The 20692-nt window shown below is 69.8% G+C and carries 17 protein-coding genes; 12 read left to right on the top strand and 5 right to left on the bottom strand.

Features of this window, described 5'->3' with window-relative positions; genetic code table 11:
- Positions 1–90 precede the first annotated feature (90 nt).
- From SPK54_RS01140 to recJ, 7 genes are all read left to right on the top strand, one after another.
- The gene (locus SPK54_RS01140) at positions 91–2289 is read left to right on the top strand and encodes a DUF1631 family protein (RefSeq protein ID WP_330946103.1); all 2199 of its coding nucleotides are present in this window, start codon (positions 91–93) and stop codon (positions 2287–2289) included.
- 77 nt (positions 2290–2366) lie between these two features.
- Positions 2367–3080 (top strand): 4-hydroxy-tetrahydrodipicolinate reductase, encoded by a 714-nt coding sequence (gene dapB / locus SPK54_RS01135; protein ID WP_330946102.1) that lies wholly within the window; start codon positions 2367–2369, stop codon positions 3078–3080.
- A 195-nt stretch (positions 3081–3275) separates the two neighbouring features.
- Entirely contained in the window at positions 3276–4421 is a 1146-nt protein-coding gene (gene carA, locus SPK54_RS01130; RefSeq protein WP_330946101.1) for a glutamine-hydrolyzing carbamoyl-phosphate synthase small subunit, read from the top strand.
- Positions 4414–7662: a carbamoyl-phosphate synthase large subunit gene (carB, locus tag SPK54_RS01125; protein ID WP_330946100.1), complete on the top strand. Its 3249-nt coding sequence runs from the start codon at positions 4414–4416 to the stop codon at positions 7660–7662. Before carA ends, carB begins: the two co-directional genes overlap by 8 nt.
- An 11-nt stretch (positions 7663–7673) precedes the next feature.
- Entirely contained in the window at positions 7674–8138 is a 465-nt protein-coding gene (greA, locus tag SPK54_RS01120; RefSeq protein WP_330946206.1) for a transcription elongation factor GreA, read from the top strand.
- Positions 8139–8141: 3 nt separating this feature from the next.
- On the top strand, positions 8142–9065 hold the full coding sequence (locus SPK54_RS01115) for a phosphoglycerate mutase (protein ID WP_330946099.1): 924 nt from the start codon (positions 8142–8144) through the stop codon (positions 9063–9065).
- Positions 9062–10759: a single-stranded-DNA-specific exonuclease RecJ gene (gene recJ / locus SPK54_RS01110; protein WP_330946098.1), complete on the top strand. Its 1698-nt coding sequence runs from the start codon at positions 9062–9064 to the stop codon at positions 10757–10759. Before SPK54_RS01115 ends, recJ begins: the two co-directional genes overlap by 4 nt.
- On the opposite strand, the gene SPK54_RS01105 is transcribed toward recJ, so the two are convergent.
- Positions 10704–11903, bottom strand: coding sequence for an acyltransferase family protein (locus SPK54_RS01105; protein ID WP_330946097.1), 1200 nt, complete (start codon positions 11901–11903; stop codon positions 10704–10706). The two genes, recJ and SPK54_RS01105, sit on opposite strands and share 56 nt — an antisense overlap.
- Before the next feature lie 152 nt (positions 11904–12055).
- On the opposite strand from SPK54_RS01105, the gene SPK54_RS01100 reads away from it, so the two are divergent.
- Positions 12056–12934 (top strand): LytTR family DNA-binding domain-containing protein, encoded by an 879-nt coding sequence (locus SPK54_RS01100; RefSeq protein ID WP_330946096.1) that lies wholly within the window; start codon positions 12056–12058, stop codon positions 12932–12934.
- Positions 12935–12936: 2 nt separating this feature from the next.
- On the opposite strand, the gene SPK54_RS01095 is transcribed toward SPK54_RS01100, so the two are convergent.
- Positions 12937–13155, bottom strand: coding sequence for a DUF2945 domain-containing protein (locus SPK54_RS01095; RefSeq protein ID WP_330946095.1), 219 nt, complete (start codon positions 13153–13155; stop codon positions 12937–12939).
- Between the two features lie 127 nt (positions 13156–13282).
- On the opposite strand from SPK54_RS01095, the gene prfB reads away from it, so the two are divergent.
- Positions 13283–14411 (top strand): peptide chain release factor 2 gene (prfB, locus tag SPK54_RS01090; protein WP_330946094.1). Its coding sequence is split into 2 segments (ribosomal slippage): positions 13283–13357 and positions 13359–14411, totalling 1128 coding nucleotides; the frame shifts between segments, so codons are not numbered across the junction.
- A gap of 6 nt (positions 14412–14417) precedes the next feature.
- Here the strand turns inward: prfB and SPK54_RS01085 are convergent.
- A complete protein-coding gene (locus SPK54_RS01085) occupies positions 14418–15452 on the bottom strand; it encodes a GGDEF domain-containing protein (protein WP_330946093.1) in 1035 nt (344 codons plus the stop codon).
- Positions 15453–15622: 170 nt separating this feature from the next.
- Between SPK54_RS01085 and lysS the strand changes: the two genes are divergently transcribed.
- Positions 15623–17137 (top strand): lysine--tRNA ligase, encoded by a 1515-nt coding sequence (gene lysS / locus SPK54_RS01080; RefSeq protein ID WP_330946092.1) that lies wholly within the window; start codon positions 15623–15625, stop codon positions 17135–17137.
- 84 nt (positions 17138–17221) lie between these two features.
- Here the strand turns inward: lysS and SPK54_RS01075 are convergent, their stop codons facing one another.
- Positions 17222–18478, bottom strand: a complete 1257-nt coding sequence (locus SPK54_RS01075; RefSeq protein ID WP_330946091.1) for a TIGR03862 family flavoprotein — start codon at positions 18476–18478, stop codon at positions 17222–17224.
- Between the two features lie 72 nt (positions 18479–18550).
- On the opposite strand from SPK54_RS01075, the gene SPK54_RS01070 reads away from it, so the two are divergent.
- Both SPK54_RS01070 and SPK54_RS01065 read left to right on the top strand, forming a co-directional pair.
- The gene (locus tag SPK54_RS01070) at positions 18551–19312 is read left to right on the top strand and encodes a sulfurtransferase (RefSeq protein ID WP_330946090.1); all 762 of its coding nucleotides are present in this window, start codon (positions 18551–18553) and stop codon (positions 19310–19312) included.
- Positions 19309–19467 carry a hypothetical protein gene (locus SPK54_RS01065; protein WP_330946089.1) on the top strand — a complete coding sequence of 53 codons (159 nt, stop codon included), beginning with the start codon at positions 19309–19311 and terminating at the stop codon, positions 19465–19467. The genes SPK54_RS01070 and SPK54_RS01065 overlap by 4 nt, the downstream gene beginning before the upstream one ends.
- A gap of 23 nt (positions 19468–19490) precedes the next feature.
- Here SPK54_RS01065 and SPK54_RS01060 read toward each other — a convergent pair whose 3' ends face one another.
- On the bottom strand, positions 19491–20690 hold the full coding sequence (locus SPK54_RS01060; RefSeq protein WP_330946088.1) for an NAD(P)/FAD-dependent oxidoreductase: 1200 nt from the start codon (positions 20688–20690) through the stop codon (positions 19491–19493).
- Between the last annotated feature and the right edge of the window lie 2 nt (positions 20691–20692).

Genomic DNA, 20692 nt, shown 5'->3' with positions numbered 1-20692 from the left:
CGGGGATCGCCCGATCCATGACGGCGGTCACTCATCATGTTCCTGAACTGGGATAATGTTCGAGTTGGGCCACTCCCGGCAGGCCAAGCCATGACGTTCCGTTCCCCCGCGGAATCCCCGACCCCGACTTCCTCGCGTGCCAACGGGCCGCTGCTCGACGCGTTGCAGAAGCACGTGCTCGATCGCGCGGTGCCGGCGTTGGACCGCGCGCTGGCCGATCTCGACGATTACCTGTTCGACCGCAGCCAGTCCGGCGAGGAGTCGCTGGGGTTGATGGCCCTGCGCGACATGCGGCGTGCGCGCGGCGAAATCATCCAGCGGTTCCGCCAGGCGGTGCTGAACCGGTTCCGGGGGCTGCGCGCAGGAAGCGCGGTGGGCGATGGCGACGACGCCGGTCTCAGCCTCCTGTCCGACCAGGACCTGGAAGAGCAGTTGGCGGTGGAACAGTTGGCCGCGGCGGTCCTGCGCACGCACGCATCCGCGTTCGAAGTGGCGAGCAAGCGGTTTTCCGTGGTCGCCGGACAGGGCGAGCTGCCGCCGCTCGAAAATCCGCTTGGCCCGGTTTTCCTTGCCAGTGCGCTTGGCCAGGCGATGAGCAAGCTGGACCTCGAGCCGGATCTGCGCATCGTCGTCTTCAAGTTCTTCGAACGCGAGCTGACAAGCGCGCTCGGCGACATCTACGAGCGCTGCAACACGCTCATGGCGGCGGCTGGCATCTTGCCTGAGCTGCGGACCAGCGGCCGGGTACCGCCACGTGCTGCCCGGGCCGGGGCGGGCGCGGCGCAGGCTCCGTCCGACGCAGGCGCGCACGATGGTCCTCCTGCGAACCATGACGGCGGCTCCGCGATGCCGATCAGCGGCGCGGAGCAGGCCGAGTTCGCCAACCTGCTTGGCATGCTGCAGGGCTGGCGCTCCGCCATGGGCCTGGCCGCGCCCGCCGGTCCGGCCGCGGCCGGACCCGTCCTGCCCACCCAGGACCTGATGTCGATCCTGTCGTTGATGCAGCACGACGGCAGCGCCCGCTTCACCCCCGCGAGCGAGGCCGAGCAGTCGCTTGCCGGGCAGCTGCGCGAGCAGATGACGCAGAGCGCGCGCAAGCTGGGCGTTCGCGGCGACAACCTCAATCTGGACGGGCTGGACGGAGATGCCGTCGACCTGGTCGCCCTGCTGTTCGACGTGCTTCTGGACGGCCCGCAGTACGACACCCGGATCCGCCAGAAGATCGGTCGGATGCTGGTGCCCTATGTGAAGGTGGCGGTCAAGGATCGCCGCATGTTCATGCTCAAGGAGCATCCCGCCCGCAAGCTGCTGAACACCGTTGCCGAGGCCTGCGAGGGCAACCGCGGCGAGGCGCCGCAGGAGCGCGAGCTGCTGACCCGCGTCGACCACACCATCGACCGGCTGGTCGCCGAATTCAACGAGGACGTGGCGATTTTCGAAACGCTGGAACAGGAGCTGCGCGCCTACATGGCCCAGCATCGGAAGCGTTTCGAACTTGCCGAAAAGCGCACCGCGGAGGCGCAGCGCGGGCGCGAACGCCTGGAGCATGCGCGGCAGGCAGCCGCCGACGATCTGGCGCGGCTGCGCGGCGACCGCGTGCTGCCACCGGTGATCGGTGACTTCCTCTCGCTGCACGCCAGCCATCATTTCGCCCAGGTGGCGCTGCGCGATGGGCGCGGCGCGCCGCGTTACGAGGAAGCGCGGCACGCGGTGGCGCAATTGCTGGCCGCGTTCGACGAGGCCGCGGCTGGGGTGGTGTCCGGCGCGTCCGCGCTGCAACCGGACGACGGGCTGCGCGCCATCCTCGCCAGTGCCGGCTGTGTCGGCGAAGCCGCGCGGGACGCGCTGGATGCGCTGCGCGACGCGCTGTCGCGGCTGCTGGCGGGACAGGCGGCGCTGGAGGGCGATGCGCGCATGCCCGTGCAGGTGGCGGCGGCGGAGCCGGCGCCAGAACCTGAGCCGCAGCTGGAGGTGGTGGCCGGTTCTGCGGGGCTCGACTATGACGCCGCCATGCTGGAACGCATCCGCAAGCTGCAGATCGGCGACTGGATCCAGCTTGCCGCTGCCGACGGCCATTTCGCCCCGGCCAAGGTGTCCTGGATCAGCCCGATTTCGGCGCGGCTGCTGCTCGTCAACCGCCGCGGCATCCGCGTGCTGGTGGCGTCCGCAGAAGAACTGGCCGTGATGGCCAAGCTCGACCGGGTGATCGTGCGCGATGGCGAAACCGCCTTCGAGGACGCCATGCACCAGGTGGTCGGCCGCCTCCAGAGCGCCTCCGCGAGAGCCTGAGCCCCGCGGGGGGGGCGCGGCCGTACGCCGGTGCGTGCCGGCTTGCCGCTGCCATCGACGCGGGCTAGCCTGCAGGGATGACGACGACGCCGGTTCGACTGTTGATCCACGGGGCCACGGGCAGGATGGGGCAGGCGCTGCTGCGCCTGTGCCGGGAGCCGGGGGCCGGCTGCGAGGTCGTGGCCGCGGTGGCGCGCCAGGTCGGGACGCGGGTGGTGGACGGCGTCCCGCAGTTCGCCGCCGCCGAGCTGGCGGGCGTGCCGGCGTTCGACGTGGCGATCGATTTCAGCCTGCCGGAAGGCTTTGATGCCATCCTCGCGCTGTGCCGCGACCGCGGCGCCGCGCTGGTGTCCGGCACCACCGGGCTGTCCGCGGCCCAGGTGGCGCAGCTGGACGCGGCTTCCGCCGCGATTCCGGTCGTCTGGGCCAGCAACTTCAGCCTCGGCGTGGCGGTGCTGCACGAACTGGTGGAGCGCGCCTCGCGCCTGCTGCCTGGCTGGGACTGCGACATCGTCGAGGCCCACCACACCCGCAAGCTGGATGCGCCCTCGGGCACCGCGCTGACGTTGGGTGCCGCCGCGCAGGCGGGGGGCGCGCAGCCTCACTACGCCTCGATCCGCGCGGGCGATATCGTCGGTGAACACCTGGTGCAGTTCGCGGCCGCAGGCGAGCGCATCGAGCTGGTGCATCGCGCCAGCAGCCGCGATGTCTTTGCGCGCGGCGCTTTGCATGTCGCCGCGCGCCTGCACGGCCGCAACGCCGGGCACTACCGCGTGGCCGAGCTGCTGTAACGGCGGCCGCCGGTGCGCCGGGCGTCGCCGCCCTGCGCAGAGCGGTTGCGCGCGTCCGGCAAGCCGCCTGCGGACCTCGCGACGCTGGCGCCGACGCGGCCGCATCGGTACAATTCCCGCTCGCCTAACCCCCTCAGCTCCGAACCGGCAGCCCCGCTTCGGCGCTTTCTTGCAACCTGACGCAAGGCGATGCACTTGAATAATCCCGCCATCCTCGCGCTTGAAGACGGAACGGTCTTCGAGGGCATTTCCGTGGGCGCGCCCGGCCTGTCCGTGGGCGAAGCGGTGTTCAACACCGCGATGACCGGCTACCAGGAGATCCTCACCGATCCCTCCTATGCGCGGCAGCTGGTCATGCTGACCTATCCGCATATCGGCAACACCGGCTGCAACGACCAGGACGACGAGGCCGCGCAGGCCTGGGCGGCCGGGTTGATCGTGCGCGACGTGCCGCGTCGGCCGAGCAACTGGCGCAGCCAGGTGGCGCTGCCGGACTGGCTGCAGGCGCGCGGCATCCGCGCGATCGCCGGCATCGACACGCGCAAGCTGACCCGCATCCTGCGCGAGCGCGGCTCGCAGAACGCGGCGCTGCTGGCGGCGGCCAGCCATGACGAGGTGCTGGACGTCGAGCACGCCATCGAGGCGGCGCGCAAGTTCCCCGGCCTGAAGGACATGGACCTGGCCAAGGTGGTCAGCACCACCGAACCCTACCGCTGGAGCGAGGGCCAGCTGGATCTCGACAGCAATGCGTTCGTGCGCACCGAGCCGAAGTTCAAGGTCGTTGCCTACGACTTCGGCGCCAAACGCAACATCCTGCGCATGCTGGCCGAGCGCGGCTGCGACGTGCACGTGGTTCCGGCGCAGACGCCGGCATCCGAAGTGCTGGCGATGCAGCCCGATGGCGTGTTTCTGTCCAACGGCCCCGGCGACCCGGCGCCCTGCGACTACGCGATCGCAGCGATCCGCGAATTCATCGAGGCGAAGATCCCGCTGTACGGCATTTGCCTGGGCCACCAGCTGCTGGGCCTCGCGGTAGGCGCGCAGACCATGAAGATGCCGCACGGCCACCACGGCGCCAACCACCCGGTCCAGGACCTCGACAGCGGCCGCGTGCTGATCACCTCGCAGAACCACGGCTTCTGCATCGACGAGGCCACGCTGCCGGCGAACGCCCGGGTCACCCACCGCTCGCTGTTCGACGGCACCAACCAGGGCATCGCGCTGACCGACGCGCCGGCGTTCAGCTTCCAAGGCCATCCGGAAGCCAGCCCGGGCCCGCAGGATCTGTCGCCGCTGTTCGACCGTTTCGTTGCGTTGATGGAGAAGAACAACAATGCCTAAGCGCACCGACCTCAAGACCATCCTCATCATCGGCGCCGGCCCGATCGTCATCGGCCAGGCCTGCGAGTTCGACTACTCCGGCGCGCAGGCGTGCAAGGCGCTGCGCGAGGAGGGTTACCGGGTGGTGCTGGTGAACAGCAACCCGGCCACGATCATGACCGACCCGGACATGGCCGATGCGGTCTACATCGAGCCGATCAACTGGCAGACGGTCGAGAAGATCATCGCCAAGGAAAAGCCCGACGCGATCCTGCCGACGATGGGCGGCCAGACCGCGCTGAACTGCGCGCTGGACCTGGCCGACAACGGCGTGCTGGAGAAATACGGCGTCGAGCTGATCGGCGCCAAGCGCGACGCCATCCGGATGGCCGAGGACCGCGAGCTGTTCAAGCAGGCGATGACCGAGATCGGGCTGGAGAGCCCGCGGTCGGAAGTGGCCAAGACCTACGAACAGGCGGTGGAGATCCAGGCCAAGGTCGGCTTCCCGACCATCATCCGTCCCTCGTTCACCCTCGGCGGCACCGGCGGCGGCATCGCCTACAACCGCGAGGAGTTCGAGGAGATCGTCAAGCGCGGCCTCGAGCTGTCACCCACCAGCGAAGTCCTGGTCGAGGAGTCGGTGCTGGGCTGGAAGGAATTCGAGATGGAAGTGGTCCGCGACACCGCGGACAACTGCATCATCGTGTGCAGCATCGAGAACTTCGACGCGATGGGCGTGCACACCGGCGACAGCATCACCGTCGCCCCGGCGCAGACCCTCACCGACAAGGAATACCAGCGCCTGCGCGATGCCTCCATCGCGGTGCTGCGCAAGATCGGCGTCGATACCGGCGGCAGCAACGTGCAGTTCGGCATCAATGCCAAGGACGGCCGCGTGGTCGTCATCGAGATGAATCCGCGCGTGTCGCGGTCCTCGGCGCTGGCGTCCAAGGCCACCGGCTTCCCGATCGCCAAGGTCGCCGCCAAGCTCGCCGTCGGCTACACGCTGGATGAGCTGAGGAACGAGATCACCGGCGGACTGACCCCGGCATCGTTCGAGCCGAGCATCGATTATGTCGTCACCAAGATCCCGCGCTTCGCGTTCGAGAAGTTCCCGGCGGCGGATGCGCGCTTGACCACCCAGATGAAATCGGTGGGCGAGGTGATGGCCATCGGCCGCAGCTTCCAGGAGTCGCTGCAGAAGGCGCTGCGCGGGCTGGAGACCGGCAAGACCGGCCTCGACCCGACCGGGCTGGACTTGGCCAGCGAGGACGGCCTGCTGGCGCTGCGCCGCGAGATGAAGGAGCCCGGCCCGGAGCGGATTTTCCATATCGCGGATGCGTTCCGCGCCGGCATGAGCGTGGAAGACGTGCATGCGCTGTCCTTCGTCGATCCGTGGTTCCTCGACCAGATCGAGGAGCTGATCGACGCCGAAGTGGACGTGGTGCATCGCGGCCTGGATGGACTGGATGCGAAGCGCCTGCGCGCGCTCAAGCGCATGGGCTTCTCCGACGCCCGCATCGCGATGCTTGCCGGCACCAACGAAACCGCGGTGCGCGCGCTGCGCAAGGCGTTCGGCGTGCGCCCGGTGTACAAGCGCGTGGACTCGTGCGCCGGCGAATTCGCCACCGGCACCGCCTACCTGTATTCGACGTACGAGGACGAATGCGAGGCCGCGCCGTCCGATCGAAAGAAGATCATGGTGCTGGGTGGTGGCCCCAACCGCATCGGCCAGGGCATCGAGTTCGACTACTGCTGCGTGCACGCCGCGCTCGCCCTGCGCGAGGACGGCTATGAAACCATCATGGTCAACTGCAACCCGGAAACCGTCTCCACCGATTACGACACCTCCGACCGCCTGTACTTCGAGCCGCTGACGCTGGAAGACGTGCTGGAGATCGTGGAGCTGGAGAAGCCGCAGGGCGTGATCGTGCAGTACGGCGGGCAGACGCCGCTGAAGCTGGCGAAGGCGCTGGAAGCCAACGGCGTGCCGATCATCGGTACCTCGCCGGATTCCATCGACCTGGCCGAAGACCGCGAGCGTTTCCAGAAGCTGGTCGATGAGCTTGGCCTGAAGCAGCCGCCGAACCGCACCGCGCGCAGCGCCGAGGAAGCGTTGGCGCATGCGCGCGACATCGGCTATCCGCTGGTGGTGCGCCCCAGCTACGTGCTGGGCGGCCGCGCGATGGAAGTGGTGCATGCCGATGCCGACCTGGCGCGCTACATGCGCGAGGCGGTGAAGGTGAGCCACGATTCCCCGGTGCTGCTGGATCGCTTCCTCGACAACGCGGTGGAAGTGGACATCGACGTGATCGCCGACCGCGACGGCAACGTGCTGGTCGGCGGCGTGATGGAGCACATCGAGGAAGCCGGCGTGCACTCCGGCGACTCGTCCTGCTCGCTGCCGCCGTACTCGCTGTCCGCGCGCACCCAGCAACGCCTGCGCGAGCAGGTGGTGGCGCTGGCCAAGGCGCTGCATGTCATCGGCCTGATGAACACCCAGTTCGCGGTGCAGGTGGGCATGGCCGAAGGCGATGAAGCGGACACCATCTACCTGCTGGAAGTGAACCCGCGCGCCAGCCGCACCGTGCCGTTCGTGTCCAAGGCGACCGGCCGCCCGCTGGCGAAGATTTCGGCGCGCTGCATGGCCGGGATGACGCTGGCCGAGCAGGGCGCGACCGAGGAAGTCGTGCCGGCGTACTACTCGGTGAAGGAGGCGGTGTTCCCGTTCGCCAAGTTCCAGAACGTCGACCCGATCCTCGGCCCGGAAATGCGTTCCACGGGTGAGGTGATGGGCGTGGGCCGCAGCTTCGAGGCCGCGTTCGCGCGCGCCGAGGAGGCCGCGAATATCAAGGCGCCAGCGCCGGGCAAGGCCTTCATCTCGGTGCGCGACCCGGACAAGGCGCGCGTACTCTCAGTGGCCAAGTACATGATCGAGCGCGGATTCAGCATCGTTGCCACCAGCGGCACCGCCAGCTTCCTCAGCGCCAACGGCGTGGCCTGCGAGCAGGTCAACAAGGTGGCCGAGGGCCGCCCGCACATCGTCGACCTGATCAAGAACGGGGAGATCTGCTACATCGTCAACACCACCGAGGGGCGGCAGGCGATCTCCGATTCCTTCTCGATCCGTCGCGAGGCGCTGCAGGCGCGCGTGACGTATTCCACCACCGTGGCGGGCGCCAATGCGCTGCTGCATTCACTGGACCACCGCGGCCAGGGCGACGTGCTCTCGCTGCAGGAACTGCACAAGGAGCTGGCATGAGCCGTGCCCCCATCACCGCCAAGGGCGCGCAGCGCCTGCGCGCGGAGCTCGAGGAACTGAAGTCGGTCAAGCGTCCCGCCGTGATCGAGGCGATCGCCGAGGCGCGCGCTCACGGCGATCTCAAGGAGAACGCCGAATACCACGCGGCGCGGGAGCAGCAGGGTTTCATCGAAGGCCGCATCAAGCAGCTGGAGGCGGAGCTGTCGCACGCCCAGATCATCGACGTGTCGAAGCTGGATGCCGGCGACAAGGTGGTGTTCGGCGCCACCGTGGTGGTGGTGGACTGCGAGAACGACGAGGAAAAGACCTACCAGATCGTGGGCGACCTCGAAGCCGACATCAAGCAGGGGCTGATCGCGATCTCGTCTCCGGTGGCGCGCGCGCTGATCGGCAAGAGCGAGGGTGACACAATCACCATCGAAGCGCCGGCCGGCACCCGCGAATACGAGATCGTCTCGGTCGCCTACAAGGGCTGAACCGTGGGGCGGCTGACGCTGCTGCTGCCGGCGGCCTCGCGGTTCGCCGGCGTCGCCATGCCGCCTGCGCTGGCGAAGGCGCTCGGGCGTGCCGACCGCGCGCAGGCGGACGCCGGCGAGGCGGCGCAGTTGGCCCGCTACCTGACGCTGCTGCCGCAGGGCTGGCCGGCGGCCGCGTTGACGCGCCTGCTGGATGCGGGCGAGGACGATGCGAGAAGGAGCGCATGGCTGCGCGCCGATCCCGCCCACGTGCGCCCCGACATCAACGGCGCGCGATTGCTGGGGGTAGGCGCAACCGTCGGCATTGACCAGGCGGACGTGGATGCGCTGCTGCCGGCGCTGCGGCCGCTGTTCGGCGATGCCGGGTTACAGCTCGATGCGCCGCACCCGGCGCGCTGGTACCTGCGGCTGGCGGCAGGCACGCCGTTGCCGGCGTTCTCGTCCCCGCACGACGCGCTGGGCGACGATGTGTTCGACCACACGCCCCGCGGCGATGCCGCGCGGCGCTGGCGGGCGTTGGAGAGCGAAGTCCAGATCGTCCTGCACAACCACCCGCACAACGCGGCGCGCCTTGCCTCCGGCCGGGTGCCCATCAACAGCCTGTGGCTCTGGGGCGGCGGGACATTGCCCGACGCCGTCTCGGCGGCTGCGCCGACCGTGTATTCCGACGATCCCGCGGTGCTCGGCGCGGCGCGACTGGGCAAGCTGCAGGGCATGCCGCTGCCCGCAACTCCCGGGATCGACGGAGATGCGCTGATCGACCTGCGCGGCCAGCGCGACGTGCGCGGGCTGGTGGAGCGCTGGCTGCTGCCGGCGTTGGCGGGCGGGGAGGCGATGTTCGATTTCGCCGACGGCCTGGCATTCGCGCTGCGGCCGAGCCAGCGCTGGCGCGTCTGGCGCCGGCCACTGGCGGCTTTCCACGCATGAGCGAAGTGCGTCGCATCGTCCGGCGCCCGGCGGTGGAGCCCAGCGGCGATTGGCCCGCGCACTGGCCGGCGCTGCTGCGCCGCGTGCACGCCGCGCGCGGCAGTGACGCCCGCGCCGCGATGCCGCGTCTAGCGGACCTGCTGCCGCCCTCTGGCCTGCTGGGCATCGACGCCGCGGTGGGGCTGCTGCGCGCGGCGATCGACGCGGATGCACACATCCTCGTGGTCGGCGATTTCGACTGCGACGGCGCCACCGCCTGCGCGGTGGGCGTGCGCGGGCTGCGCCTGCTGGGTGCGCGCCGGGTCTCCCACGCGGTGCCCAACCGCATCGTCCACGGCTACGGGCTGACACCGGGGCTGGTGGAGGAGCTGGCGGCGCTACAGCCTGATCTCGTGGTCACGGTGGACCACGGCATCGCCTGCCACGCCGGCATCCACGCGGCCAAGGCCCGCGGCTGGCAGGTCCTGGTCACCGATCACCACCTGCCGGGCCCTGCGCTGCCGCCGGCCGACGCCATCGTCAACCCGAACCAGCCGGGCTGCGGCTTCGCCAGCAAGGCGCTGGCCGGCGTGGGCGTGGTGTTCTACCTGCTGCTGGCGCTGCGCGCCGCGCTGGGGTCGAAAGCTGACCTGTCCGGTCTGCTGGATCTGGTCGCGGTGGGCACCGTGGCTGACATGGTGCCGCTGGACGCCAACAACCGCGCGCTGGTCGGGGCCGGGCTGCGGCGGCTGCGGGCCGGGCAGGGCTGCGCGGGACTGCGCGCCCTGATCGAAGTCTCGGGCCGGCGCGACGCCACCCTGTCCACCGCCGACATCGGCTTCGCCATCGGCCCGCGCATCAACGCGGCAGGCCGGCTGGAGGACATGGGCATCGGCATCGAATGCCTGCTCACCGACGATGCGACGCAGGCACGCGAACTGGCCACCATCCTGCACGGCATCAACGACGAACGCCGCGCGCTACAGGCGGACATGCAGGACGTGGCCGACGGCCGCCTGGACGGCATCGACGCCACCCATGCCGCCTGCCTGTTCGACCCCGACTGGCACCCGGGCGTGGTTGGGCTGGTGGCCTCGAAAGTGAAGGAGCGCCTGCACCGGCCCGCCATCGCGTTTGCCCCGGCGGAGCCGGGCGGCGACATGCTGCGGGGCTCGGCCCGATCGATTCCCGGCTTCCACGTCCGCGACGCGCTGGCGCTGGTCGATGCCCGCCACCCCGGCCTGGTGCCGCGCTTCGGCGGCCACGCGATGGCGGCGGGCCTGAGCCTGCCGCGCGATGCGTTCCCCGCGTTCCGCGACGCCTTCGTGCAGGTCGCGCGCGAGTGGCTGGATCCGGCGCTGCTGACCGAGGAGCTGCACAGCGACGGCGAACTGCGTGCGGACGACTTGCGGGCGGATGTCGCGCTGGCGCTGCGCGACGGCGGCCACTGGGGGCAGGGCTACCCCGAGCCGCTGTTCGACGGCGAGTTCGAGGTGCTGGGCTTCCGCGTGCTGAAGGAGCGCCACCTCAAGCTGGAACTCGGCCTCGGCGGGCGCCGCTGCAACGCCATCCACTTCAACGGCTGGAACGGCGAGGAGCCGGGCCGGCGCATCCATGTCGCCTACCGGCTGATGCCGGACGACTATCGCGGCGGGGATGCTATCCAGCTCGTGGTGGTGCATCGGGAAGCGGCAGCCGCGTCGCTTCCCGCCTGAGGCCGAACAGCGGCCGCAGCACCGGCACCCGGCGGATCAGCTCGTAACCTCCGAAACACGCCGCGAAGGTCAGCACCACCAGCAGCGGGCCTTCCAGCAGCGGCGGCAGGGCCAGCGGTTTGGCCGTATGCGCCAGTGCGACGATGACGGTCTGGTGCAGGATGTAGACCGGGAACACCGCCGGCGCCAGGTAGCGCAGGACGGGGCTGTCGACATCGCGCAGGCGGTAGGCGTAACCGAACATGGCCGCGATCGCGCACCACTGGTTGATGCCCCAGATCAGCCGCAGCAGCAGGCGCAGGGCCTCGGGAGGCGGCACTTCGTCGCTGTAGCCGGAGAAGTACCAGACGCCGGCGATCACGGCGTAGCCGGCGAGGGCGATGCCCAGCGCGGCTTTGCGATGGCGCTGCAGCGCTTCCCAGAACCCGGCCGAGAACGCCAGCAGGTAGCCCAGCAGGAACATGGGCAGGTATTGCGCGTGGTTGTACCAGTCGTCCACCAGGTCGTGGGTGGATTCGAAGCGCCCCGCCAACGCCAGCCGCGCCAGCGCCAGCCAGGCCATCGGCCAGAGCAGTGCGCCGCGTCCTGACAGCCGTCTTCCGAGCCAGCCACCGAAGGACTGCATCGCCGCCGGCGCCAGCTTCAGCAGCAGCCAGAGGACGAGGGTATAGGCCCACAGGTAGGCGAGGAACCACAGGTGGTTCCAGGTGGGGCCGTCCACGCAGTCGCCCGGCGCCACGCAGTAGAAGTCGCCGCCGCGCAGGTAAGTGCCCATGAACGCAGCGTAGCCGGCGTGGAAGCTGCCCGGCACTTTTTCGACCAGCTCGTAATAGACCTGCGGCGGCACCACCACGTACATGCCGAAAAGCAGCGGCAGCAGCAGCCGCCACGAGCGCGGGCCGAGGAAGCGCCCGTCGCCCCGCTTCGCCTTGCCCAGCAGGAAGGCGGTGGCCACGCCCGAAACCACGAACAGCAGCGACATCCGCCACGGGCTGGTCAGCAGCATCAGCGGTTCCAGCGCGGGGCCGGCATGGGGGCTTTTGACGTGCCAGTCCCAGCTCACGTAGTACATGCCCACGTGGTAGAGCACCAGCAGGCCGAAGGCGAGGACGCGAACCCGGTCGATGTCGAGGCGGCGTTGCATGAGGATGGCCATTGCGAAGGAGCGGCCAGCGTCCTGTCCCGCTGGCGGGCCCGCCACTCCGGAGTGACCGTGTGACGCGGGTTTGGGACGGGCCGCGGAGCGCGGGGACGAATCGGGGACGGAGCGATCGGCCGGCCCCCTACAATGCGCGGATGCAACCGGCCGCTGCGACCCTCTACCAGCGTTACCAGCCCTGGCGCCGCGGCGTCGAGGTCGGGTTCTGGGTCGCCCAGTACCTGATATCGGCGCTGGCCAACAGCATCACCGTGAACATGGACGTGCGCCGGCTGCACCTGGGGTTCAGCGCCTGGCAGCCGGCGGTCTGGGAGACCAGCTCGGCGCTGGTCGCGCTGGCGCTGGTGCCGGCGGTGGCCTGGTTCACCCGCCGCTTCCCGCTGCGGTTCGAAGACTGGCGGCGGCTGCTCGCCCTGCACCTGCTGGGCAGCCTGGCCTGGTCGATCCTGCACGTGGCCGGGATGGTGGTCCTGCGCAAGGCGGCCTACGCCAGCGTCGGGGACAGCTACGACTTCACCCCCTGGTGGTGGGAGTTCGGCTACGAATACCTGAAGGACGTCCGCTCCTATGCCGGCGTGGTCCTGACCATCGAGGCCTACCGTCTGGTCCTGCGCCGCCTGCAAGGCGAGGCGATGCTGCTGTCGCTGCCCGACGAAGGCCCGCCGGTGGAGCCGGTGGACCGGCCCGAGCGCTTCCTGGTGCGCAAGCTGGGCCGCGAGTTCCTGGTGGCCGCCAACGACATCGAATGGCTGCAAGCCTCCGGCAACTACGTGAACCTGCGGGTGCGCGGCCACGACTACCCGCTGCGCAGCACCCTCGGCGGCATCGAGGCGAAGCTCGATCCGGCCCGCTTCGCCCGCGTCCACCGCAGCTACATGGTCAACCTCGACCGCGTCGCCTCGATCGAACCGCTGGACACCGGCGACGCCCGCGTGCACATGCAGGACGGGGCGAAGCTGCCGTGCAGCCGCACCTACCGCGCCGACCTGCGGCAGCGGGCGGGCCTGGAAGGCTGACCTCAGTCGATCCTGGTCAGCGCCGCCCCGTAGTGCGCGGCGACGTGATCGGTCTTGTCGCTCTTGATCTCGTACTGCGGCTTGTCGCCGGAGGCATGGTGCCGATGCCCCTTGTAGTCGAAATCGGCGGTATGCACCTTCACGATGCGGCCGCTGACATGGCCGGCTTCCGAGTTCCAGCGCACGTGGTCGCCCACCTTGAAATGCGTGGTATGGCTCATGTTCGTCTCCTCGAAACTTGCACCCAGTCTGAGCGAAGAGGCAAAAAGCGCGCGTGAGCGCCAGAGGCGACGTGATGGGCCGCACGCGCTGCTAAAATGCCCTATTCACCCGAATACGCGGTTTCCCATGATCGAGCTCAATCCCATCCGAGCCCGCATCGCCGACCTGACCGGTCGGCTCGATGCGCTCCGGGGGTATCTTTGACTACGTCGCCAAGCGCGAACGCCTGGAAGAAGTAGAACGCGAACTGGAACATCCCGACGTCTGGAACGACCCCGCCCGCGCGCAGGCGCTGGGCCGCGAGCGGTCGCTGCTGGACAAGACCGTCAACGGCATCCGCAACCTGACCGATGGCCTGGTCAGCGCCGGCGAGCTGCTGGAGCTGGCCGAGATGGAGGACGACGAGGACACCGCGCAGGCGGTGGTGGCCGACGTCGACCAGTACGAGAAGGGCGTGGAGGCGATCGAGTTCCAGCGCATGTTCTCCGGCAAGATGGACAGCTGCAATGCGTTCGTCGACATCCAGGCCGGCGCCGGCGGCACCGAGGCGCAGGACTGGGCGGAAATGCTGCTGCGCATGTACCTGCGCTGGTGCGAGTCGCGCGGCTGGAAGACCGAGCTGCTGGAGGCCTCCGGCGGCGACGTGGCCGGGATCAAGTCGGCCACCTTCCGGGTGGAAGGCGAGTACGCCTATGGCTGGCTGAAGACCGAGATCGGCGTGCACCGGCTGGTGCGCAAGAGCCCCTTCGATTCCGACAACCGCCGCCACACCAGCTTCACCAGCGTGTTCGTGTCGCCGGAAGTGGACGACGACATCGACATCGAGATCAACCCGGCCGACCTGAAGACCGACGTGTACCGTTCCTCGGGCGCAGGCGGCCAGCACGTCAACAAGACCGAGTCGGCGGTGCGCATCACCCACGTGCCCACCAACACGGTGGTGGCCTGCCAGACCGAGCGCAGCCAGCACGCCAACCGCGACCGCGCGATGAAGATGCTGGCGGCCAAGCTGTACGAGCTGGAAGTGCAGAAGCGCAACGCCGAGAAGGACGCGCTGGAAGCGACCAAGTCCGACGTGGGCTGGGGCAGCCAGATCCGCAACTACGTGCTGGACCAGAGCCGGATCAAGGACCTGCGCACGGGCATCGAGCGCAGCGATACGCAGAAGGTGCTGGACGGCGATCTCGACGAGTTCGTCGAGGCCAGCCTGAAGTCCGGCCTGGAGGCCGGCGCCAAGCGCAACGACGCGGCCTGAGCCGGCTTACCCCTGCCCGCGCAGTGCCCTGAGGCTGCGCGCGCGGGCGACCGTCATCGACGTTGCCACGATCCGAGGCACGCTGGACATCACCGTGATGATGCCTTCGGCCGCTTCCGGCTGTTCCAGCACCGCTTCCGCGGTGGCGTTGTCGGGCAGCTGCGCGCCCCAGTAGCCCACCCAGGCATCGCGGTGGCGCTTGGCCGCATACAGCGCGCGGTCGGCCATGCGCAGCGCGTAGTCCCAGCAACTGGCGGCCGCGGGATCATTGCCGCCGTCGAAGAACGGGATCGGCGCCAGGCCCAGCGACACCGTGACCAGCCGGGTCGCATGCGCGGTTTCCAGCGTGTGGGCCATGGCGCGGCGCAACCGGGTGGCGACCTGTTCGGCCTGCTCGCGGGTCAGGCTGGCGCAGGCCACCAGGAATTCCTCCCCGCCCCAGCGGGCCACCAGGTCGGTGGGCCGGCATGCTGCCTTGAGCTTGGCCGCCAGGGCGACCAGCACCTCGTCGCCCACATGATGGCCGTGGCCGTCGTTGATCTGCTTGAAATGATCGACGTCGATCAGGAACAGCACGTGGCGGGTGCCTTCCGGGCCGCGCTGGATCGTCATTGCGTCGAGCTTGCGCGCGGCGGCGCGGCGGTTGCCCAGGCCGGTCAGCACGTCGATCTCGCTGAGCCGGCGCAGCTGCCGGTGGCGCCGGCGCAGCAGCAGGCCGAAGCCGGTGGCCGCCGCCAGCAGCAGGATCAGCACGGCGATCACCGCCGCCGACAGCAGCCGCGCCTTTTCGTTCTCCAGCGCCTGGATGCGGCTTGCGTTGCGCATCCGCTCCAGCTCGCGCTGGTTGGAAAGCGCCTGGCTTTGCGCCTGCAGCTCCGCCAGCGCGGTGGTCTGACGCGACAGGCTGCCCTGCAGGGTCATGCACTGGGCCAGCTGGCCTTGGCTTCCGGGTTGCGGCGGTGCTGTCTGTCTGGCGGTGGCGGGGTTGGCCGCCAGCGGCAAGCCGACCGAGAGCAGCAGGAAGAGGGCGAGGATGCGCATGGTGTCGGAATCGTGGCGTTGGCAAGCGCCATGCAGGATGCGTGCCGGGGCGCCGCCGGCGCCGCTGCATCGCGGGTTGCCGCGGTCGCTCTGGTATCCTTCGGGGTCTGCACGCCCCCCGATTCCCCCTGTAGCACGCCGCTGCCGTCCGCGCGCGTGACGGATTCCCGATGAACGACACCACCGCCTCCCCGCCCGTCGACGAAAACCACCTGATCGCCGAGCGCCGCGCCAAGCTGGCCGCGCTGCGCGAGCGCGGCGGCGCGTTCCCCAACGACTTCCGTCGCGGCGATTTTGCAGGCGACCTGCAGGGCGAATACGCCGATGCCGAACAGTGGACCGGCGAGGCGCTGGAAGCCGCTCGCCGCAGCGTCGCCATCGCCGGCCGTATCCTCGCCAAGCGGGTCATGGGCAAGGCCGCCTTCGCCACCATCCAGGACATGAGCGGCCGGATCCAGCTGTTCCTGCAGGCCAATGTGCTGGGCGAGGCCTACGAGGCCTTCAAGGGCTGGGACATCGGCGACATCGTGGCCGCCGAGGGCGGGCTGATGCGCACCAGGACCGGCGAGCTGTCGGTCAAGGCGGCCTCGCTGCGGCTGCTGGTGAAGTCGCTGCGGCCGCTGCCGGACAAGTTCCACGGCCTGAGCGACGTGGAGCAGCGCTATCGCCAGCGCTATGTCGACCTGATCGTGACCCCCGAGGCGCGCGAGGTCTTCATCGCCCGCTCGCGCATCGTCCGCGCGATCCGCCACTGGCTGGACGCGCGCCGCTTCCTGGAAGTGGAAACACCGATGATGCAGTACATCGCCGGCGGCGCCACGGCGCGCCCGTTCGTGACCCATCACAACGCGCTGGACCTGGAGCTGTTCCTGCGGGTCGCGCCGGAGCTCTACCTCAAGCGCCTGGTCGTCGGCGGCCTGGAGCGCGTCTACGAGATCAACCGCAACTTCCGCAACGAAGGCGTGTCCACCCGCCACAACCCCGAGTTCACCATGCTGGAGCTGTACGAGGCCTACGCCACGTACACCGAGGTGATGGACCTGACCGAGGCGATGATGCGCGACGTCGCCCTGGAGGCGATGGGCACCACCGTGTTCGAGTGGGATGGCCACCGCATCGACCTGGCCCCGGCATTCCGCCGCTGGAAGCTGGAGGAGGCGGTGCGCGAGCTGAATCCGGAGATCTCCATGGCCGACTGCCGCGACCGTGAGGCGCTGGCCGCGCACTGCGCCCGCCTGAAGATCCCGGTGAAGCCCGGCTACGGCTGGGGCAAGTTGCTGCTGGAGATCTTCGAGAAGACCGTCGAGAGCGGGCTGATCCAGCCGACCTTCATCACCCATTACCCGGTGGAAGTCAGTCCGCTGGCGCGCGAGTCCGACAGCGAGCCGGGCATCACCGACCGCTTCGAGCTGTTCGTCGGCGGCAAGGAACTGGCCAACGGCTTTTCCGAGCTCAACGATCCCGAGGACCAGGCCGCGCGCTTCCGCGCCCAGGTCGAGGCGAAGGCGGGCGGCGACGACGAGGCCATGCACTACGACGCCGACTACATCCGGGCGCTTGAAGTGGGCCTGGCGCCCACCGGCGGCCTGGGCGTGGGCATCGACCGCTTGGTGATGCTGCTGACCGGCTCCAGCTCGATCCGGGACGTGCTGCTGTTCCCGTACATGCGGCCGGACCACGCGTAAGCGTCTCGACGGCCGTGTCATGGCGGCCGGTTGGGGTCGCTGGTCGGGTGCTCTGGTAGCTCCAGCCGCCGAGGGCTGCCGCGATTAGGTGCCGTGGGCCGTGCGTGCGCGAAGCCACGCCGATGCGCCCCGGCCGGCCAGCAGACCGCTGGCGAAGCAGGCGGTGAGCAGGTAGCCGCCGGTCGGCGCGTCCCAGTCCAGCATTTCGCCCGCGCAGAACAGGCCGGGGCGGTTGCGCACCATCAGCGCGTCGTCCAGCGCCTCCAACCGCACGCCGCCCGCGGTGGAGATAGCCTCGGCCATCGGTCGCGGGTTGAGCAGCCTCAGCGGCAGGCGCTTCAGGGTGGCGGCGAGACGGGCCATGTCCTGCTGGGCGGCCTTGTCCAGCATTTCGAACACCAGCGCGGACTTGGCGGCATCGAGCCCGGCCTGCCGGCGCAGGTGTTCGCCCAGGCTGCGGCCCTTGCGGGGTTTCGACAGGTCGGCCTCTAGGCGCGCGAGGTCGCGGCCGGGCACCAGGTCCAGATGCAGCAGCGTGCTGCCGTCGCGGGCGATGGCGACGCGCAGGTCGGCGCCAATGGCGTAGACCAGGCTGCCTTCGATGCCGGTTGCGGTGAGCACGCATTCGCCCTGCAGCGCGTGCGCGGCACCGGTGGCGTCCTGCCAGTGCGCCACCACGGGCTTGAGCGGCGCGCCGGCGAACCTCTCCGCCAGCAGGGCGCTCCAGCCGACATCGAAGCCGCAGTTGGCGGGCTGCAGGGGCGCGACGTCCACGCCGTGCGCTGCGAGCGACGCCACCCAGGCGCCGTCGGAGCCCAGCTGCGGCCAGCTGCCGCCGCCGAGCGCCAGCACCACGGCATCGGCGTCGAACGCGGTGCTGCCGGAGGGGGCGTCGAAACGCAGCCTGCCGGCTTCGTCCCAACCTTGCCATCGATGCTGGACATGCATCTGCACGCCGGCCTCCTTCAGCCGCCGCACCCATGCGCGCAGCAGCGGCGCAGCCTTGCGATCCAGCGGGAATACCCGCCCGGAGCTGCCGACGTAGGTGTCCACGCCCAGTCCGCGCGCCCAGGCGCGCAGGGCGTCGGCGTCGAAGGCATCCAGCCAGCGGCCCACCGCCGCGGCGCGCTCGCGGTAGCGCGCGTCGAAGCCGGGGCGCGGCTCGCCGTGGGTCAGGTTCAATCCGCCCTTGCCGGCGATCAGGAATTTCCGCCCCACCGAGCCCTTGGCTTCGAACAGATGCACGTCCACGCCGGCCGCGCGCGCGGCCTCGGCCGCCATCAGGCCGGCGGGACCGCCGCCGATCACCGCGAGGCGGGGTAGGGAAGGGGAATCTGGCATCCGCACATGATGCCGCGGGCGGCGCCCGCGGGCGACTACAATGCGCGGTTTGCGTCTGCAGGCTTCCCCCGCATGGTCCTCAACATCGCCGCCTACCTGTTCGTGGCCATCGACGACGCCGACGCGCTGGCCGCGCGCCTGCGCGAGCGTGCCGAGGCCGCGGCGCTGCGCGGCACGATGCTGGTCACCCCGGAAGGCCTGAACCTGTTCCTGGCCGGTACCGAGGCGCCGCTGCGCGACTTCCTGGCATGGCTGCGCGCCGACGCGCGCTTCGCCGCGCTGCATGCCAAGGAGAGCTGGAGCGACACCGTGCCCTTCGCGCGGCTGAAGGTGAAGCGCAAGCCCGAAATCATCACGTTCCGGCGCGAGGCCGCGTCGCCATTGCGGGCCGGCGCGCGCGCGCCGACGGTGGCGCCGGCCACGCTGGCGCGCTGGATCGAGCAGGGCCGTGACGACGACGGCCGGCGGCTGGTCCTGCTGGACACGCGCAACCGGCAGGAGATCGCCCATGGCACCTTCGCCGGCGCGCTGACGCTGCCCATCGACCGCTTCACCGAGCTGCCCGCAGCGCTTGCGCCGCATCGCGACGCGCTGCGCGACGCCACGGTGGTGAGTTTCTGCACCGGCGGCATTCGCTGCGAGAAAGCGGCGCTGTGGCTGCGCGCCGACGGCATGGACAACGTGCTGCAGCTGGACGACGGGATCTTGGGTTATTTCGAACAGGTGGGTGGCATGGGCTACACGGGCGGGTGTTTCGTGTTCGACGAACGGGTGGCGCTGGACCCGCAGCTGCGGCCGCTGGCGTGCGCCCTCGACGGCGGGGCAGCCGCATGAACTGGATCGCGATCGTCCTGGTGGTGCTGGGCGTGTGGCTGGCGATCAAGGTGGCCGGGGTGCTGGTGAAGCTGCTGCTGTGGCTGGCCGCGGTGGTGGGCCTGTGGTGGCTGGTGCACCCCTATCTCGGGCTGCCGCTGGTGCCCTTCATCTGACCTCGGCGTAGCCGCCTTGCGCCTCAGGCGCCGCCCAGCGCCTGCCCGGCGGCATGGCCCGACGCCCAGGCCCATTGGAAGTTGTAACCGCCGAGCCAGCCGGTGACATCCACCACTTCGCCGATGAAATAAAGTCCAGGCACCGTCCTCGACATCATGGTGGCGGACGACAGCCCATCGGTGTCGACGCCGCCCAAGGTCACCTCGGCGGTGCGGTAGCCCTCGGTGCCGCTGGCCATCAGCGGCCAGTCGCGCAGCAGCGCGGCGATCCTGTCCAGTTCGCGCGGGGCGTACTGGCGCAGTGGCCTGCTGACGATCCAGTGCTCGCACAGCCGCTGGGCGAAACGCTTGGGCAGCACATCCGCCAGCAACGTCCTCAGCTCCGAGTCCCGGCGCTGCCGCTGCCAGTCGCGCAGCAGGGCATTGGTGTCGGTCCCGGGCAACAGGTCCAGGCGCAGCTCATCGCCTGGCTGCCAGTAGTTGGAGATCTGCAGGATCGCCGGGCCACTGATCCCGCGGTGGGTGATCAGCATGAAGTTGCGGAAGCTGGCGTCGTGGCAGCGTGCCTCCACCGGCAGCGCCACGCCGGCCAGATCGTGCAGGCGTTCGGCGTGCTTGCCGGTCAGCGTCAGCGGCACCAGGCCGGCGCGGGTTGGCAGCACGGCGTGCCCGAACTGCTTGGCCAGCGTGTAACCGAAGCCGCTGGCGCCCATGCTGGGGATCGACAGGCCGCCGCTGGCCACCACCAGCGAAGGTGCCTCGAAGCGCCCCTGCGCCGTGTGCAGGCGGAAGCGGCCGGCGTCGGTTCGTTCCACACGTTCGATGGCGCAATGGGTGCGGATCTCTACCCCGGCATCCGCGCATTCGGCCAGCAGCATCGCCACGATCTGCTTCGAGGACTCGTCGCAGAACAGCTGGCCCAGCTCCTTTTCGTGGTAGGCGATGCCGTGTCGCTCGACCAGCTCGATGAAGTGCCAAGGCGTGTAGCGCGCCAGCGCCGACTTGCAGAAGTGCGGATTGGCGGAGAGATAGTTGGCGGGCGTAGCGCCGGTATTGGTGAAATTGCAGCGCCCGCCGCCGGACATGAGGACCTTCTTGCAGACCTTGTTGGCGTGGTCCAGCACGCGCACACGCAGCCCGCGCCGCCCGGCGGCCAGGGCGCACATCAATCCGGCCGCCCCGGCCCCGATGACGAGGGCGTCGCAATCATTGGAATGGCTCATGC

This window comes from Thermomonas sp. LB-4, assembly GCF_036409385.1.
Classification (GTDB): Bacteria; Pseudomonadota; Gammaproteobacteria; order Xanthomonadales; family Xanthomonadaceae; genus Thermomonas.
Note: the sequence above shows the minus strand (reverse complement) of the source record. Positions and strands in the feature narration are given on the sequence as shown.

Bases quoted from the DNA above. Each gene is read 5' to 3' on its own strand.
- SPK54_RS01065 (WP_330946089.1), top strand. From the start codon at position 19,309: ATGAACTGGATCGCGATCGTCCTGGTGGTGCTGGGCGTGTGGCTGGCG.
- SPK54_RS01070 (WP_330946090.1), top strand. From the start codon at position 18,551: ATGGTCCTCAACATCGCCGCCTACCTGTTCGTGGCCATCGACGACGCC.
- SPK54_RS01085 (WP_330946093.1), bottom strand. From the start codon at position 15,452: ATGCGCATCCTCGCCCTCTTCCTGCTGCTCTCGGTCGGCTTGCCGCTG.
- SPK54_RS01075 (WP_330946091.1), bottom strand. From the start codon at position 18,478: ATGCCAGATTCCCCTTCCCTACCCCGCCTCGCGGTGATCGGCGGCGGT.
- SPK54_RS01095 (WP_330946095.1), bottom strand. From the start codon at position 13,155: ATGAGCCATACCACGCATTTCAAGGTGGGCGACCACGTGCGCTGGAAC.
- recJ (WP_330946098.1), top strand. From the start codon at position 9,062: ATGAGCGAAGTGCGTCGCATCGTCCGGCGCCCGGCGGTGGAGCCCAGC.
- SPK54_RS01100 (WP_330946096.1), top strand. From the start codon at position 12,056: ATGCAACCGGCCGCTGCGACCCTCTACCAGCGTTACCAGCCCTGGCGC.
- SPK54_RS01140 (WP_330946103.1), top strand. From the start codon at position 91: ATGACGTTCCGTTCCCCCGCGGAATCCCCGACCCCGACTTCCTCGCGT.
- carB (WP_330946100.1), top strand. From the start codon at position 4,414: ATGCCTAAGCGCACCGACCTCAAGACCATCCTCATCATCGGCGCCGGC.
- SPK54_RS01105 (WP_330946097.1), bottom strand. From the start codon at position 11,903: ATGCAACGCCGCCTCGACATCGACCGGGTTCGCGTCCTCGCCTTCGGC.
- lysS (WP_330946092.1), top strand. From the start codon at position 15,623: ATGAACGACACCACCGCCTCCCCGCCCGTCGACGAAAACCACCTGATC.
- dapB (WP_330946102.1), top strand. From the start codon at position 2,367: ATGACGACGACGCCGGTTCGACTGTTGATCCACGGGGCCACGGGCAGG.
- SPK54_RS01060 (WP_330946088.1), bottom strand. From the start codon at position 20,690: ATGAGCCATTCCAATGATTGCGACGCCCTCGTCATCGGGGCCGGGGCG.